The organism is Microbulbifer sp. MCCC 1A16149, assembly GCF_050368945.1.
GTDB lineage: Bacteria > Pseudomonadota > Gammaproteobacteria > Pseudomonadales > Cellvibrionaceae > Microbulbifer.
The window spans coordinates 4,135,827-4,153,147 of record NZ_CP185959.1; the positions used below are offsets into that span (position 1 = coordinate 4,135,827).

At 54.1% G+C, this 17,321-nt stretch carries 9 protein-coding genes; all 9 read right to left on the minus strand.

Annotated features, from left to right (window positions below; genetic code table 11):
• Positions 1 to 11 precede the first annotated feature (11 nt).
• Positions 12 to 416 carry a DUF6795 domain-containing protein gene (locus tag ACONT6_RS17125; protein ID WP_428819607.1) on the minus strand — a complete coding sequence of 135 codons (405 nt, stop codon included), beginning with the start codon at positions 414 to 416 and terminating at the stop codon, positions 12 to 14.
• A 364-nt stretch (positions 417 to 780) separates the two neighbouring features.
• Positions 781 to 2,103, minus strand: coding sequence for a c-type cytochrome (locus ACONT6_RS17130; RefSeq protein ID WP_428819608.1), 1,323 nt, complete (start codon positions 2,101 to 2,103; stop codon positions 781 to 783).
• Between the two features lie 2 nt (positions 2,104 to 2,105).
• On the minus strand, positions 2,106 to 3,713 hold the full coding sequence (locus tag ACONT6_RS17135; RefSeq protein WP_428819609.1) for a GMC family oxidoreductase: 1,608 nt from the start codon (positions 3,711 to 3,713) through the stop codon (positions 2,106 to 2,108).
• Between the two features lie 3 nt (positions 3,714 to 3,716).
• Entirely contained in the window at positions 3,717 to 4,253 is a 537-nt protein-coding gene (locus ACONT6_RS17140; RefSeq protein WP_428819610.1) for a sugar dehydrogenase complex small subunit, read from the minus strand.
• A 138-nt stretch (positions 4,254 to 4,391) separates the two neighbouring features.
• Positions 4,392 to 4,934, minus strand: a complete 543-nt coding sequence (locus ACONT6_RS17145) for a lipocalin family protein (RefSeq protein ID WP_428819611.1) — start codon at positions 4,932 to 4,934, stop codon at positions 4,392 to 4,394.
• A 7-nt stretch (positions 4,935 to 4,941) separates the two neighbouring features.
• Positions 4,942 to 5,181, minus strand: a complete 240-nt coding sequence (locus tag ACONT6_RS17150) for a VF530 family DNA-binding protein (protein ID WP_181254820.1) — start codon at positions 5,179 to 5,181, stop codon at positions 4,942 to 4,944.
• 141 nt (positions 5,182 to 5,322) lie between these two features.
• Positions 5,323 to 5,898, minus strand: coding sequence for a cysteine hydrolase family protein (locus ACONT6_RS17155; RefSeq protein ID WP_428819612.1), 576 nt, complete (start codon positions 5,896 to 5,898; stop codon positions 5,323 to 5,325).
• Positions 5,899 to 6,037: 139 nt separating this feature from the next.
• The gene (locus tag ACONT6_RS17160; protein WP_428819613.1) at positions 6,038 to 9,499 is read right to left on the minus strand and encodes a GlyGly-CTERM sorting domain-containing protein; all 3,462 of its coding nucleotides are present in this window, start codon (positions 9,497 to 9,499) and stop codon (positions 6,038 to 6,040) included.
• Between the two features lie 452 nt (positions 9,500 to 9,951).
• Complete coding sequence (locus ACONT6_RS17165; protein ID WP_428819614.1) at positions 9,952 to 17,058, minus strand: GLUG motif-containing protein; 7,107 nt, start codon at positions 17,056 to 17,058, stop codon at positions 9,952 to 9,954.
• Positions 17,059 to 17,321 lie beyond the last annotated feature (263 nt).

Sequence of the window (17,321 nt, forward strand, 5' to 3'; positions counted from 1 at the left end):
TTCCCTTGTATTTATATAATTTCACAACTTGTTAAAAAATCAGACTCATAATCCGAAACGAGTCGACGCTCATCGGTAAGTTCACACTTGAGATGGATATCGCTTCCATCCAGTTCGGAGTTTTTTTCCGGGCTGCGCTTGCTGTTTACCCAGATTTTGTATTCCTCATCCATATAGGTGACTACGATCGCCTGGGATACCACGAATTCAGATGGAAGCAGTTGCATAACGGATCTCTCCATTATTTCCGGGAGCTCAACCCGGCCTTCTTCATCCGTTTTGAATTCGTCAATTTTTTCTTTTTGCCATTTAACCCGTCGCCATACTTTGGCAGCGGGAGCCGGCTCCCCTTTGTAGGTGATTTCCAGCTGCATCTGGGAAAAAGTGCAAGCCTTACCGAGATCTAGAATCGACATACCAAACCCAAAATTTGAAAACGTTATCAACAAAAAGAAGGATAAATTTCTTACCATGTCACTGGTCTTTTATCTATTTGATTAAACTCAAGCCGGCCCCATCAAAATCCAAGATAAAAATCGGCTAAAACTGCACAAGTTAAGCAATCTATTAGCCCAGTGCTAACAGAGTCTAATATCTGCACAGGGAAACTTTAACGGACTTGATAGGAGTTAAAAACCGCTAATTCAACACGGTATTGGTACTGTCGTATCACTTTCACGGAATTTCGGGGCCTGCAAAAATAGTTCCAGAGTCAAATATCATTATTTTTTTCCAGTACATAACTGAAAAATCGCTCCGGGCCTTACGTGACCGGGTGTTCTATGTGTTTTCGGCGGGTTTGGCGAACTGTCGGCGAAGATATTCCAGGAGTTTTTTCAGCTGTGCTTCATCCAGATCTCTGGCAAAACCCGGCATCATTATTTCGTCATCGCCGATTTTGCGGCGCACGCCCTGCAGGATCGTTTGCCGCAGGTTGTGCTCGCTTTCGGCACCGACGGTGGAGTTGTTTATCAGGGAGGGGTAGTAGCCATCTTTGCTGCCACGGCCATCCACACCGTGGCAGGTAGCGCACAACCCCAGATACAGACGGGCGCCATCAGATTTCAGGTTGGCCGCGCGGTCCACCGCCAGCGGATTGCCTCGCTTGATGATCACATCGGTAGCCGGTGTGCCCAGCGAGTGACGTGCGACACGCGCCTTGCCCCGCACCGCTGGGACCGTACGCAGGTAAGTCACCATTGCAGTTATATCGCTGTCGCTGAGCCGCGACAGACTGTTTTCAATAGCTTCTGCCATGGGACCCGCTGCCTGGGCAAGGCGATTGACATGCCCGGTTTTCAGGTACTGCGTTAACTGTTCATCGCTCCATTCGCCGATGCCGCTGACCGGGTCGGAGGTAATATTGTAAGCCTGCCAGCCGTCGAGCACCGGGCCACCCGCGAGGAATCTGTTGCCATTTTCGTCGTAGGCTTTTTCCTGAAACGCGATACCCCGCGGCGTATGACATGCGCCGCAATGGGCCAGTCCCTGCACCAGATAGGCGCCGCGATTCCATGCATCGCTCTGCGACGAATCCGGTGTAAAAGCTTCATCGGGGGCAAACAGGAAATTCCAGACTTTAAGTGGCCAGCGCGCCTGTAACGCCTTGTGAATCTTGTTCGCTGGTGGTGCTTCATGTACCGGGGAGACACCGAAAAGAAAATAGGCATAGAGCGCTTTTATATCGTCGTCGGTAATTTTCGCATAGGACTCATAGGGCATTGCCGGATACAGATTGCGCCCGTCCTTGCCGATACCACGACGCAGTGCGCGATCAAACTCCGGCAGTGTCCAGCCACCGATCCCGGTATTGATATCTGGGGTGATGTTGCTGGTATAGATGGTGCCCAGTACGGGCATTTCCATCGCGCGCCCGCCAGCAAAATCACTGCCGCCGGGCGCGGTATGGCAGGCTTTGCAATCACCAACGATGGCCAGATAGCGGCCTTTTTCAATCAATTCCGGCCGGTTCAGCTCCTGATTCACTTCCACTGCCGCAGCGCGATCCCAAACTTCCTGGGCGACAGAGTCGCCAACACCACCCGTCAAAGCAGTGAGAAACATCAACAGCGGAGTCATCAAGACGCGCTTAACATACTGCACGTCTAGCCCTCCCGGATCAGCGTATCCGCCAGGCGCAGGGCGAGGGCGGCAATGGTGAGGGTGACATTGACCGTACCCACCGTGGGCATCACCGAGCTGCCGGCGATAAACAGGTTGGGGTGGTCGAAGGCGCGGCAGTCTTTGTCCACCACGGAATCCTCCGCTTTTTCTCCCATGATGGTAGAGCCGGTAATGTGATTATTGGGGGCGAAGTCGTCGGAGAAGCGCACCTCGGTGCCACCCATGACCCGAGCAATTTCCCCGTAGATTTCCCGGGTATGCACCGCGCTCTTCTTTACATAATCGTCGATGCTGTAGGTGATCTCCGGCCGCGGAATGCCACTGGCATCTTTTTCCGAGGTGCTGGGGCGAATGCGGTTTTGTGGCTGGGGCAGGATCTCGTGAAAGCTCGCGAATTCTACAAAACGGGCGGCGCGATCGCGCAGGCGCGCGGTGAGATCCGGCACATTGAGAGAAGATTCTTCCTGCAGGATTTCCCGGGTTACTTTTTCCACCGGGGAGATATTCGACAGGTTGAGCTTCTTGCCCGCGTATTCCGCGCGGAAGTCACCGTCGCGAAACCCCACTACCGAGGTCATTTCCTGCGGGCCGCGTCCCGCCCATAATTTTTCGTCTGCAAAAAACCGCACCCCGGTGCCCGGGTGATCCATCAGGTTGCGACCCACCATATCGGAGCTGTTGCCAACCCCGGTGGGATGTTTGCGCCCGTAGGACATGAGCATCAGTTTGGGCGTCTCGATACCGTTGGCGGCGAGGATAAAGGTTTTACCGGAGATGCGATGATCATTGCCCGCGGGGTCCTTGTATTCGGCGGCAACAATGCGGTCGCCCTCGCTCACCAGGCGATTTACCACCGCGCTGTGAATGAGCTCGGCGCCATTGGCTTCCGCCTTGTCCACGTGGACGATGCCGTTGTACATGGCGCCGATCGGGCAGATGGGCATGCAGTTGTTGTTGCCGCAGCAAATGGGGCGACCATCGTAGGGGCGACTGTTGCGCGCCGCCGGCTCGGTCACTACCTTCCAGTCGGGGTTGTGTCGGTTCATACGGCTGGAAACGCGCTGTTCACTGTAGGAAACCGGCAAGGGTTGCATGGGGTAGGGCGCGGAGCGCGGTGACCCCAGGTCTTGGTCATTGGGGCCCCATACGCCCAGCTCCTGTTCTGCGCGGTAGTACCAGGGTTCCAGATCGTCGTAGTCGATCGGCCAGTCCCGTCCCACGCCGTACAGTGTCTTGATCTTGAAGTCGCTGGGCAGGTAGCGCCAGCAACAGGCGGCCCAGTGCCAGGTGGTTCCGCCCACCGCGCGGATATACTGGGAATTGAATTTGTGGGAGCCCTTGAAGATCAGGTAATCGTTGGCGCGCTCTCCGTACTCCGGATGCGGTGCCCAGGAGGGAGAGGGGTAGGGCGCCATCCAGTCCATTTTGTCCGGCTGGTTGCGAAAGCGCTCCACGGTCTGCCAGCGGCGTACCCGCGGGCCCGCCTCCAGGATCAGCACAGATTTGCCCGCCTTGGCCAGCTCATTCGCCACCAGTGCCCCGGCCACACCGGAACCTATCACCACGTATTCGGCTTCCTTGCCCGCCACGCTTTAAACCCTCCCGAATTTCATTTCTGGAGCCTTCGCCCAGGCGCCGGGCTCACCCACACAGTAGGAGCGCACGGGAAAGACGTCCGAAGTCAGCCGGTACATCATGGCGCGCTCGTAGGTAACCAGCTCCTTGCCGACAATTCCGAGAAACCACGCGGCAATAATCAGGCGCGCCATGGGCGAATGCTGCTCACCCTCCCCCGGATTGTCGGGAAACAAATCCAGCTGCTGTGGAAAACTCGGGTACTCGCGATTCAGCGCAGCGAGCAAACGCGCCGCCACCCGCCTGTCCAGATGGGTGTCCACCGGCAGTGGATGCAACAGTTTCTGCGACACCGCAAAGAACTTGCTCAAGCGGGTTTCCGCCTCCCTTACCTGGCCCGGCTGTGCATTGAGCAGGGCTGCGGGGCACGCCAGCAGGCCGCCGGCCACCAGGAACTGGGTGCGAACAAACTGCCGCCGGCCGAGCGACAGCGGGCGGAGGGATTTGGGGGAAACCGGTCCGGGTCCGGATATGGAGGAAACGCCTGAGCTCACACCATCCTCACTGCACGGAAATTTTTCAGCTACAGGCAGTATAGGAAAGGCTCAGGAAGCGATACGGATTGGGAAAAGAGACACAGTTGGTGCTTTTTGACGGAACGGTATTTTATCTGGCACCGATTCGTGCGCTCTTCACGGAGATTGCTGCTCCACAAAAATCAGCGCATTGGTATCAAAGCCCAGCGCGCGGGCCTTGTCGATAAAGCGCTGTTTCAGCGTGTCATCCACCGTGGGCGTGCGCGACAGCAACCACAGATAGGAGCGGTCGGGCCCCGAGATCATGGAGTAGCGGTAATCGGCACCCAATTCGAACACGATATAGGAACCGTAGAAGGGCCCGAAAAAGGACACCTTGAGGTGGCCAATATCCGGCTCACCGACAAAATACGCCTTGCCTTCCGCCTGCTCCCATTCGCCCTTTGCCGCGGAGTAGCCGCGGTTGATAACCCTAACACCGCCGTCCTCGCGCAGGCTGTACTCCGCGGTCACCCGACTCAGGCCGCGCTCGAAGGAATGATCCAGGCGTGCGATCTCGTACCACTTGCCCAGATAGCGCTGCAGTTCGAAATCGTCAACGGGCTCGACCCCCTGTGGCAACCCGGTACACGCAGAGAGTGCGCCAATACACAGGATCAGCAAAGGTTTCAGGATTCGGTTGCGCAGGGTCTCGATCATCGCCGGTTCAGCTCTTCCAGGGGTTATTACCAGTAAAGGTGGAGATATACAGCGCCTCAACCTTTTCCCGGGCCCAGGGGGTTTTACGCAGGAACTTCAGACTGGATTTCACTGACGGGTCATTTCTGAAGCAGTTGACCGGCACCCGCTCGGCCAGCCCCTCCCAACCGTAGTGTTGCTCCAGTTTCACCACAATGGTTTCAAGCTTGATTCCGTGCAGTGGGTTGTTGGGTTGCTCATGATGCATGGCGAATTTCATCCAAACAGACGATTCAATTTTGACCCTTTCACCATACTGGATTTTATCCCGCCTATCTGGTTTTTGTTTCCCGTCAAAACCGCCTGCGATGCGGGATAGGTCGAGTCAGCTAATAAATTACCCGCAACACTAGGCCTGATTGGCCGATTTTTGGAAAGAAGACAGCAATTCTGCTGTGCTGGAAACCCGACAGTATTCGCCGTGCAGATTACTCAGATAAATCCACTGGATATCCTCCGCCGACACAAACTTCCCATCCAGTCGCTGTAGTGGAAAAGCCGCGGTTGCATCCTCGGGAACCAAAACCCGATATCCCAAACCCGCCGCAACGCGCACCGTCGCATCTATCGAGTTGTTGGTAAGCACACCGCAGATAACCACTTCACTGATACCGCATTCGTTCAACCAGCTCTCGAGCCTGGTGCCGATAAATGCACAGTTTTCCGACTTGGTGAAAACCGGCTCATCGCCCTCCGGCATCACTTCCGGTTTGAACGCGAAATGGGGAGAGGCGGGGTGGTAGGGCGACTCCGGGAATTTTGAAGCGTGGCGGACGTGGGCGATGGGCAGCCCGGACTTTCGCCAGTGATCCAGCAGTAGAGCGATGGTTTTTTCCGCATCGGGATTGTTGCGGTAGCCATCGTCGAAGTGATCGATTGCCTGTTGAACATCGATGATCAGAAGGACGGGGTTTGGCGATTGCAAAAGCGTCTCCCTCATTGCGAAATCCCAGAGCTATAAAAGGCTATTCACTCAGGCTAACGCAAGTTAACTATTAATTCTGCACATAACCGAAAAAGCCGGTGGGATTACCACCGGCTTTTAGGTTTTTAATGGGCCGTGTTTAACCCAGGGATCTCCGACGCCACAGGCCAACGAACATCATCATGCAAAGTAGCCAGAAGCCAACGCTACCGCCGCTGGAGCCGCCGCCGGAGTTGCCAGTCTCTTCAGGCACTGGAGTTTGACCACCGCCGGTAGAGATTCCATCGCCAGTGTCGTCATTGCCGCCATCGCCGTTATCCCCGTCATCGCCCCCATCCGCGCCATCGGCTTCCTGGAGGGTAAAGGTGAATTCCACTTGCTCCGAGGACAACATCGGTACGCCATCATCGGTAACCACAATACTGACACTGTACTCACCCACGGCCATAGATTGCGGGTTAAAAGTGAAGGATGCCTCGTCACCCGGTGTCACCGGTAGCTCACTCGTATACCACTGGTAGCTGTGGCTGTCGCCGCCGTTGACGTCGGTGACTTCGGCATTCAGGGTCACTTCGCCGGCATCGGTGACGAATACCGTACCCTGCTCACCGTTTTGTGCCGCCGTGACCGTTACCGTCGGCGCGATATTGGTGTCGGTTATTGTCAGACGGTGGCGCTGATGATCAGCGTTGATTGGCATTTCGAACGTAGTATCACTGCCTGCCAGTGCAGCCGCCAGTTCAAGTGTCAGATACTCGTCCGGCTCCACTTCCTCATCCGCGGCTACAGGAATCAGTAGCGCGGCATCGTCCTGCGCTTCGGCAGATTCGATGGTAACGATCAGTTCACTCAGGTTTACACCGTTGTCGCCTTCGGTCACTACGTCTGCCGACGTGGCGATACTCTCGGACTCTACCCAACTGACCAATATCGAAACCGGGTATTCCGGAGATGGGCCCGAGAGACGCAGTGCAACGGGAGCTACACGCTGCTCACCGGTGATTGAATCGGCTTCGGCAAAGCGCACCTGCGGATAGATGTTTACCATCTGCGCCAAGGGCTCGGAGCGGTTACCCGCGTCGTCTACGGCAAACCACTGCAGGGACAAAGCGCCGCTCGGCAGCGAAACCTGCTGATCCTCATTACGTATCAGCAGCTCGCTATTGAGCTCTACCTGAAACTCGAGTTCGTCATCGAAGTTATCAATCGCCTGCGCTTCCATGACATTCAGCGTTACCAGGGTGGAGTCGCCGGTGGCCGCCATGCTGATCGCTTGTGGTACTTGCAGCAGTTCCGGCGCGTCGGCGTCGACGGAGCGTTCGTTATCCAGCGGGTAGGGATCCTCGCTGTTGACCACGCCATCGTTATCATTGTCTTCATCCAGCGTCAGGCCTGAGGCGGATTGACAGGCACTGTCACAACTATCGAGCCAAGCGTCGGGCTGGCCATCACCATCGGTATCCACTGCCGCAGCAGCGTTATTTACAAACGCATCATTGCCATTCACTACACCATCGTTGTCGGTGTCGTTCAGGGAGGTATCCAGGGTCAGGCCAGAGTTGGACTGGCAGGCGGTGTCACAGCTTTCGAGCCAGGCGTCCGGCAGACCATCATTGTCTCCATCAACGGATGCGGCAGCATTGAGCGGGAAGGCATCTTGGTTATTGGCGACACCATCGTTGTCATTGTCGTCGTCCAGGGTCAGGCCTGAGGCTGATTGACAGGCGCTGTCGCAGCTATCGAGCCAAGCATCCGGTAGACCATCGCCGTCGGCATCAACTGCGGCCGCCGCATTGACCGGGAAAGCATCCGCTTCGTTGGCAACACCGTCATTGTCGTTATCGTCATCCAGGGTCAGCCCGGATGCGGACTGACAGGCACTGTCACAGGTCGCAAGCCAGGAATCCGGGTAGCCATCGCCGTCAGTATCCACGGAGGCTGCACTGTTGTTAATGAAATCATCTTCCTCGTTCACCACGCCGTCGTTGTCGGTGTCGTTCAGGGAGGTATCCAGGGTCAGGCCAGAATTGGATTGGCAGGTGCTGTCACAGCTTTCAAGCCAGGCGTCCGGCAGACCATCATCATCGGCATCAACTGCCGCGGCGCTGTTGTCGACAAATGCATCCTGGTCATTTATTACGCCGTCGTTGTCAGTATCGTTCGGCGAAGGGTCCAGAGTGAGGCCAGATGTCGCCTGACAGTCGCTGTCGCAGGCGGCATGCCAGGCGTCTGGCATACCGTCATTGTCGGCATCTGCGGCTGCGGCGGGATTCGCGGGGAAGGCATCGTCAATATTGGCAACACCATCACCATCATTGTCATCATCCAGGGTCAGTCCGGATGCGGATTGGCAAGCGCTGTCGCAGTCGTCATTCCAACGGTCGGGCAGGCCATCCATGTCGGTATCGATGGTGGCAGCGAAGCTGTCGGGGAACTGGTCCAAAACCAGGCCGCTTGCGATGCGGCATTCTTCCTCGCAGCCGATTTTCCAAAAGTCCGGTGCACCGTCGCCATCACTGTCGACGCTTGCGGCAAATTGCACGGGAAAATCGTCATAGTCCGCTTCTGCACCATCCCCATCACCGTCGCGATACAGGCGGCCCTGCAGGCGCAATCCCGGAAGTTCGCTATCGGTCCCATAGTCCCAGTAGGGATTCCCCTGAGCGTCGGTGTATTCGGCCCAGGTTTCGTAAAGGGTGGGTTCTGCACAGCTGGTGTTATCAGCGCTGGTAGGGCACTGAAGTTCGGTAAGCGTGACCGGCGTACCGCCGTAACTGATCTTTTGGCCCGACGCATCCGTCGCCCAGTAACTCACATAGGTATCGGCAGAATCGCCCGAATAACTGTAGCCGACCAAGCCGCCAATCACGCTGCTCTGCATGTACGCGGTGGACAGGCTGGCGATGACATCGCCCGCCAGGCGATACCCCACCAAACCGGCGATTTGCCTGTCTCCCTCCCCGTTCACGAGCCCCGTTACATAACTGGCAACTATGTTTGTGCCAAGTGCCGATCCAACCAAACCACCAATACTAGTCCCCTTGCCATCAATATAACCGCTTACAAAGGTTGCAGTAATCTGACCTCCCTGTGCATAACCGACCAATCCGCCTACCGCAGACTTGCCCTGGATATGCATCATCGGTCCGGACAGGCCAAGCTCTTGCACCGTGGCGTCTACCATAGCGCCAAACAAGCCCTGGTTGTCCACATCCGGTCGTGCGGTCATCAGGTTGCGAATAAGGTGACCGTTGCCGTGAAATACCCCGCTAAATGCATCGCTCGAACTGCTACCTATCGGTTGCCAGCCTTCACCGCCGTTCCAGAAGGTATCACTGCTATCAAGTGCACCATCACCGTTGGTATCAAAATCCAGATCCGTGGTGAGTTCAAAACCAATACAGCCATCCACGGGACAACCGGCACTACTACCATAGAGTGCTGAACCATCGAGGTTGTTACGCACTTCATGCAAGTCGGCCCAGTCGTTAATCTCGATCAGGCCATTGTCATCCAGGTCGTAATCGGATCGACCGTCGACCGCCCAGGAATAAGGGACGACTGTAAAAAGGAATAGGAATAGGAATAACGTGCGCGACATAGCACTCTCCATGTGATTAGCGACAGGGCCTCCGGCCCGATGGACATTTATTTGCGTTGGTCTCGCCCAATTTTGGGCAACGCTATAAGTGGTTGGCGACGTTATCAGGTTTGCTGATCAAGAAACGGTATTTGTTTCAAAAAAATCGGAGACACAGGCAGGCGCTCAGGAATTCTTGCTAAATTTTTATTTCTAAAATTAAATTTTCAGTTTTTAAGCACTTAGTGGTACACACGTGCGTACCGATAGGTTAAGGGCTTTTGCGCTTTTTCACGGAAAGAAAATCTAATCGGGTATTTTGTACAACCCTAAAAAGTTGAGAATTTTCCAATACAGAAAATTATGAATAAACGCTCATCTCCGGAATTAAATTACGAACATCAATTTACAATCACCAAAACAGAAAAGCCGATGGGTTTACCATCGGCTTTTTCTGTTAAACGGTATCGCGGTTAAATAGCCATTTTGCGGCGCCACAGGCCGCCGAGCATCATCAAGCACAGCAGCCATAAGCCAACGCCGCCACCGCTGGAGCCACCAGAACCACCGGTGTTACCACCATCTGGCACAGGTGTTTCACCTCCACCGGTATCACCACCGTCACCATTATCACCATCGTCGCCGCCATCGTTGGTATCGGCTTCCTCAAGGGTAAATGAGAAGGTCACTTCCTCGGAGGACAACATGGGGTTTCCATCATCGGTGACCACGATACTGACACTGTACTGACCCACCGCCATTGCTTGCGGATCAAAGGTGAAAGATTCCTCGTCACCCGGTGTCACCGGCAGCTCGCTGGTGTACCACTGGTAGCTGTGGCTGTCACCGCCATTGACGTCGGTCACTTCGGCGCTGAGGGTCACATCACCCGCATCGGTGATAAATACCGTACCCGGTTCACCGTTCTGCGCCGCCGCTACAGTGACCGTCGGCGCAATGTTGGTGTCGGTGATTGTCAGGCGGTGGCGCTGTTGTTCGGCATCAATGGGCATTTCGAAGGTGGTATCACTGCCCGCCAGGGCGGCTACCAGTTCCAGGGTTAGATACTCGTCTGCCTCGACAAGGTCATCGCCGACAATGGGCGCTACTACGGCGGCATTTTCCAGGTCATCGGCAGATTCGATGGTGAGAATTAGCTCATTCAGGTTTACAGCATTATCGCCATCGGTAACAACATCCGCAGCGGTTGCATCACTTTCTGATTCTACCCAGCTCGCCATGATGGTAATGGGGTATTCCGGGGACGGGCCGGACAAACTTACCGCCACTTCCGCCTCGCGATCTTCGCCCGTGATTGACTCGCCTTGAGTAAAGCGCACTTGCGGGTAAACCTTGACGGATTGCGGCAGAGGCTCGGAGCGGTTGCCCGCATCGTCCACGGCAAACCAGTCCAGACTCAGAGCCCCGCTTGGCAGAGATACCTGTTGCTCATCGTCGCGCACCAGCAGGTTGCCATCGAGCTCCACTTCGAATTCCAGCTCGTTGTCAAAATTGTCGTTGGCCCACGCTTGGATAACTCTCAGGCTTACCTGCGTGGTTTCGCCTGTAGCGGCCACACTGATTGGCTCTGGCGCTCTGAGCATTACGGGAGGGTCTTCATCAATTACACGTGTGGGGTCAGTCGGGTAGGGGTCCTCGCTGTTCACGACTCCGTCATTATCGTTGTCGTCGTCCAGAGTCAGGCCAGAGTTCCGCTGACAGGTTGTAAAACACCCATGGAGCCATGCATCTGGTTTGCCGTCGCCGTCAGTGTCCAACGAAGCAGCTGCGTTTATCGGGAAAGCATCTTCGGCATTTAGCACCCCGTCGTTGTCGCTGTCGTCGTCCAAGGTCAGACCTGAAGCGGATTGACATGCACTATCGCAAGCTTCTAGCCAGGCGTCAGGCTTGCCATCGCCATCGGTATCCACTGAAGCAGCTGCATTGACCGGGAAGGCGTCTTCATTATTTACCACGCCGTCATTGTCATTATCGTCATCCAGCGTTAGGCCAGAGCCGGACTGACAGGCGCTGTCGCAGCTTTCGAGCCAGGCGTCCGGCTTCCCATCACCATCGGTATCCACTGAGGCAGCACTGTTGTCGACAAAATCGTCATCTTCATTCACCACGCCGTCGTTGTCGGTATCGTTTAGTGAACTGTCCAGTACTAGGCCGGATCCAGTCTGACAAGTGCTGTCGCACGTATCGAGCCAAGTGTCCGGCAGGCCATCGCTGTCTGTATCAACTGAGGCGGCAGCGTTAATTGGGAAGGCGTCTTCCTCGTTGACCACACCGTCATTGTCATTGTCGTTGTCGAGAGTCAGACCTGACGAGGATTGGCAGCTACTATCACAGTCGTCGTTCCATTGATCCGGTAAGCCATCAAGGTCAGTATCTACAGAGGCGGCTGGGTTATCGGGAAACTGATCCAAAACCAATCCGCTAGCAGCGCGGCACTCGACTTCACAGCCAGCTTTCCAGAAGTCGGGTGCGCCATCGCCATCACTGTCGGCGCTGGCGGCGTACAGCTGGGGAAATGCGTCATCATATCCTTGTGCGCCGTCGCCGTCGCCGTCTCTATATACAGTGCCATTTAACAGCAAACCGGGCAGCTCGATAGTGGAGCCAAAGTCCCAATATTTATTGCCATCATCATCGATTGCGTTGGACCACTCGGTATAGAGGGTGGCCTCAGCACAGGTAGTATTGTCAGCATCGGTTGGGCACTGTAATTGGGCGAGGGTAGCAGAAGACCCTCCGCGGGAACTGTACGTTGCTCCTGATGTATCTATTGCCCAATAGCTGTTATTTACCTGAGTATCATATCCATATCCAATCAGCCCGCCTGCGGAGCGCCGTGCAGTTAAGTGTGCAGCAGACACGCTGCGGAAAAGTTGGCTGTTGCGAGCTCCCCCAACCACGCCGCCGATGTCATCATTTCCGGCTACAGACCCGGTTATGTAACTGTCACTGATCTTTGAATAGCTGGTATAGCCAACCATACCACCAATATTATTGTTCGCCCCTACTACAAAGCCGCTGACGTAAACTGCATTGATTTCGCTAGAAGTCGCATACCCTACCAGTCCACCAACGTAGGAATTTCCATGAATGGTCATCAGGGGTCCGGTTAAGCCCAGCTCTTTTAACCTTGCTCCACGAAGATAGCCGAACAATCCCTGATAGCTAGCACCCGGGCGATTGATCATCGGGTTGCGAATAAGGTGACCATTACCGTGAAAAAAACCGCTGAAGCTTTCGTCTAAGCTATTACCAATCGGCTGCCAACCCTCGCCGCCATTCCAGTAATCATCGTTTATATCCAGGGTGCCATCGCTATTGGTGTCGAAGTCCAAGTCGGAAATCAACTCGTAACCATAACAACGAACCTGCAATACACCGGAAAATGAAATAGCTGGGCAACCAGAGCTGTCTAGTTCACCGTCGGCACTTAAACGCTGACCAACCCCCCCAAGGCTATATCGGACAGCATCTAGTTCTGCCAGCGAACTGATCTCTATCAAACCATCAGAGTCGACATCTACGTCTTCAATACCATCATTGTTATCATCATTATCATCTCGGTTATTGATCCCATCGTTATCGGTATCGTCGGGCATATTGTCCAAGACAAAACCCGAGCTGGATTGACAGGCACTGTCACAGTCTTGATTCCATTGTTCTGGCAAACCGTCCAAATCAGTATCGAGCGCAACGGCAACATTTTCGGGAAACTGATCTAATACCAGTCCACTAGCTGTTTGACAGTCGGCATCGCATCCAGGTGTCCAGTAATCGACGGCGCCGTCGCCATCGCTATCTACACTGGCCGCAAAGAGAGTGGGAAATTCGTCATTAGCGTCCAGAGCACCATCACCATCGCCATCGCGATAAACGGCGCCGTTTAAAGATAAACCGGGAAGCTCGGTCTCAGAGCCAAAATCCCAAAAGCTGTTAGCGTCGATATCCAGATAGCCAGACCAACCTTCATAGAGTGTCTCAGTAGCACAGGTGGTGTCGTCGGCATTGGTGGGACACCGAAGCTCCACCAGGGTAACCCCTGTGCCACCATCGCTAGTAGTTATTCCCGATACATCTTTTGCCCAATAGCTGGTAATGACAGGGGTTTTATTTGCGTTCCCAATCAGACCACCAGCATGGTCGCGTGCGGACACATATGCGGTGGAAAGACTGCCTGCAACCTGACTATTAGTACTTGAGCCAACTAGACCACCAACATTTTCACTACCAAAAGCAGAGCCCGTGGTGTAACTGGCGGTAATACTCGTGTAATCACTATCACCGACCAAACCACCAACATGTTGATCACCAACAACGGAGCTAGTGGTGTAGCTTCCCGTGATTTCTGTGTGGTAACCACCACCAACCAAGCCGCCGACCAAACCACCAGTGCCTGTCACAGAACCATTGGCATAGGTCGCAATGATCTGACTGTATTGAGCGAAGCCCGCCAGACCACCCACAACGCCACCGCCTTCAATGGCCATTAACGGCCCGCTGAGGCCCAGCTCCTTGACGGTAGCATTTTCAAGAATGCCAAACAGGCCCTGATCATCCTGGCTGGGGCGCGCGATCATCAGGTTCTGAATCCGGTGGCTATTGCCCTGAAACAAACTCGTGAATGGATAGTCCCAATCGCCGATAGGCTGCCAGCCCTCACCCGCGTTCCAGTAGGTATCATTGCTATCGAGTACACCATCGCCATTGGTATCAAAATCCAGGTCGGCAACAAGCTCATATCCCTGACAGCGCTCTTGTAACAGACCGTCCACTATAATTTGCGGACAGCCCGATTTATCCAGTCCACCTTCCGCTGTAAGTTTCTGCCCGACTCCGTCCAGACTATGCCGAATGGCATCCAGCTCGACCCAAGAAGCTACATCGATCAAGCCGTTGGAATTCGCATCCGCATCCACAACACCGTCATTATTGTCGTCATCGTCGATGTCATTGGTAATGCCATCGTTATCAGTATCATTGGGGAAACTGTCCAGCGTGAGGCCGGATATAGATTGACAGGTACTATCGCAACCGACATTCCATTGATCAGGCAAGCCATCCCAATCCGCATCAACAGTGGCTGCTGCACTTTGGGGAAATTGATCCAATACCAGACCGCTGGACGTACGGCAGTCGGTATCACATCCCGGTGTCCAATGATCGATAGCGCCATCACCATCGCTATCACGACTCGCGGCAAATAGCGTGGGAAACACATCGTCCACCTCATGTGCTCCGTCGCCGTCACCATCTCGAAAAACTCTGCCCTTCAATCGCAGACCTGGAAACTCGGAATCGTTGCCGAAATCCCAGTAGGTGTTTTCGTCAGTGTCTTTGTAGCTTGACCAATCCTTGTAAAGGGTGGTCTCCGCACAGTTAGTATCATCAGAGCTGGTGGGACACTGAAGCTCGACCAGAGTGACACCCGTACCGCCCTCACTGGATGTTTTGCCCGATGCATCCACAGCCCAGTAGCTCGAGTTAACGGAACCTTTATTTGCGAAATAATAATCGCCAATTAGGCCACCCAAGTTGGCACCCCCAGACACATACGCTGCGGACACGCTTGCGAAGATATGACTGCCGGAGCTGTATCCCACCAAGCCACCAACATAATTGATTCCTTTCACGGAACCTGTGACGTAGCTGGCGGAGATTTTTGAGTCCGAAGCGGAGCCAACCAAACCCCCAGTACTTCCAAAAGTGCCGTAAACAGAACCACTGACGAAGGTAGCGGTGATTTGACTTTTGTGTATTTTTCCTGCCAGCCCGCCTACGTATTTTGACCCCTTAATAAGCATCAAAGACCCGTTCAGGCCTAGCTCCATGACGCTGGCATTGTCCAAATAGCCGAATAGACCCTGAAAATCATCATTGGGACGTACAGCTATCAGGTTGCGAATAATATGGCCGTTGCCATGGAACACTGCGGTAAATGCATTAATGGAACTGCCTCCAATTGGCTGCCAACCCGCACCTCCATTCCAATAGGTATCATTGCTGTCAAAAATCCCATCGCCATTGGTATCAAAATCCAGGTCCGCAACCAGCTCGTATCCCTGGCAGCGCTTTTGCGATACACCCGCTTCAATAATGTTTGGACAGCCCGATAAATCCAGCTCGCTTTCAGCCGTGAGCCTTTTCCCTGTTCCATCTAGGCTATAGCGAATAGCATCCAGCTCTGCCCAGGTAGCGACTTCAATCAATCCATTCGAGTTTGCATCCGCATCGATGATGCCGTCATTGTTGTCATCGTCGTCGATGAGATTCGTGATACCGTCGTTGTCGGTATCATTCAGAGAATCGTCTAGCGTTAGCCCGGACGCGGATTGGCAGCTATTGTCGCAGCCCTCGCGCCATTGATCGGGTAACCCATCCCAGTCAGCATCCACACTAGCGGCCGCAGAATCGGGGAATTGGTCCAGGTTCAGACCACTCTCTCTACGGCAGTCGGCATCGCAACCCAAGGTCCAGAAATCGATAGCGCCATCGCCATCACTGTCGAAACCACCGGAAAATTCTGTAGGGAAGGGGTCATCGGCATCTGCGACACCGTCGCCATCGGCATCCCGGTGCACGCGACCACCCAGGCGCAGCCCGGGCAGCTCGGTATCACCGCCAAAATCCCAATAGGCATTTCCGTCAGAGTCTTTGTAGTTTGACCACCCCTCATACAGCTTGGTATCGGTACAGCTTGTGTTGTCGGCATCAGTTGGACACTGAAGTTCTATCAAATTAACAGCTACACCGTAGTTGCTATCTTTTTTACTAGAAATGTCCTCGGCCCAATAACTTATGTCTGCAGAACCCCACCTGCCGATCAAGCCACTCGAGAAGCGAGCAGAAACAACATACGCGGTTGATACGCTGGCAATGACATTTCCCCTCCCCCCGATTAGTCCGCCAACATAATCTTCTCCAGTGACTGTACCTGTTACATAGCTAGCTGTAATTTCGCTGTCACTGGCACTACCGATCAAGCCGCCTACATAGTCGCCGGTACCTGTGACGGAACCGCTAACAAAGGTGGCTGTAAACTGGCTTGAACTTGCATAACCTGCCAGGCCACCGACGCTTTGTCCTCCCCGGACGCTCATCAAGGGCCCATTCAAACCCAGCTCTTTGACAGTGGCATGATTGAGAGCACCGAACAATCCTTGTAAACCAACACCTGGGCGTTCAATCATCAGATTGCGGACAACATAGCCATTGCCATGGATTACTGCGCTGAATGAATTGCTGGAAAGGTTACCAATCGGCAACCAGCCTTCTCCCGCATTCCAGTAGGAATCATTACTGTCAAGAAAACCATCGCCATTGGTATCAAAGTCCAAATCCGTGGTCAGCTCAAAACCAATACAGCCATCGACCGGGCAACCCGTATTGCTTCCATACAGGCTCGAACCATCCAGGTTATTGCGCACTTCATCCAAATCCGCCCAGTCGTTAATCTCGATCAAACCGTCATCATCGAGGTCGTAATCCGCGCGGCCGTCCGCCGCCCAGGAGTTGGGAGCGATAACAAAAAGAATGAGCAATAAGAAAAAAGCGCGCGGCATAGCACTCTCCATGTGATTGACGATAGAGCTTCCAGCTCGGAGATATTTATTCGCGTTTTATTTCCGCCATTTTCGGGCGACGCAAAAAATAGTTGGCGACCTTAACAGATTTTTGCGCCGAAAAAGAATGTTCACACCAGGAAACCAGGGAGATACACGTAAATATTGGCGCGAATTTTATCTTTTGTTTTTTATTCTAATTATCTTGAAGTTTTCCGGATTTGGTTGGTACAGGTGTGCCGAAAAAATAAAATTTTTTATGT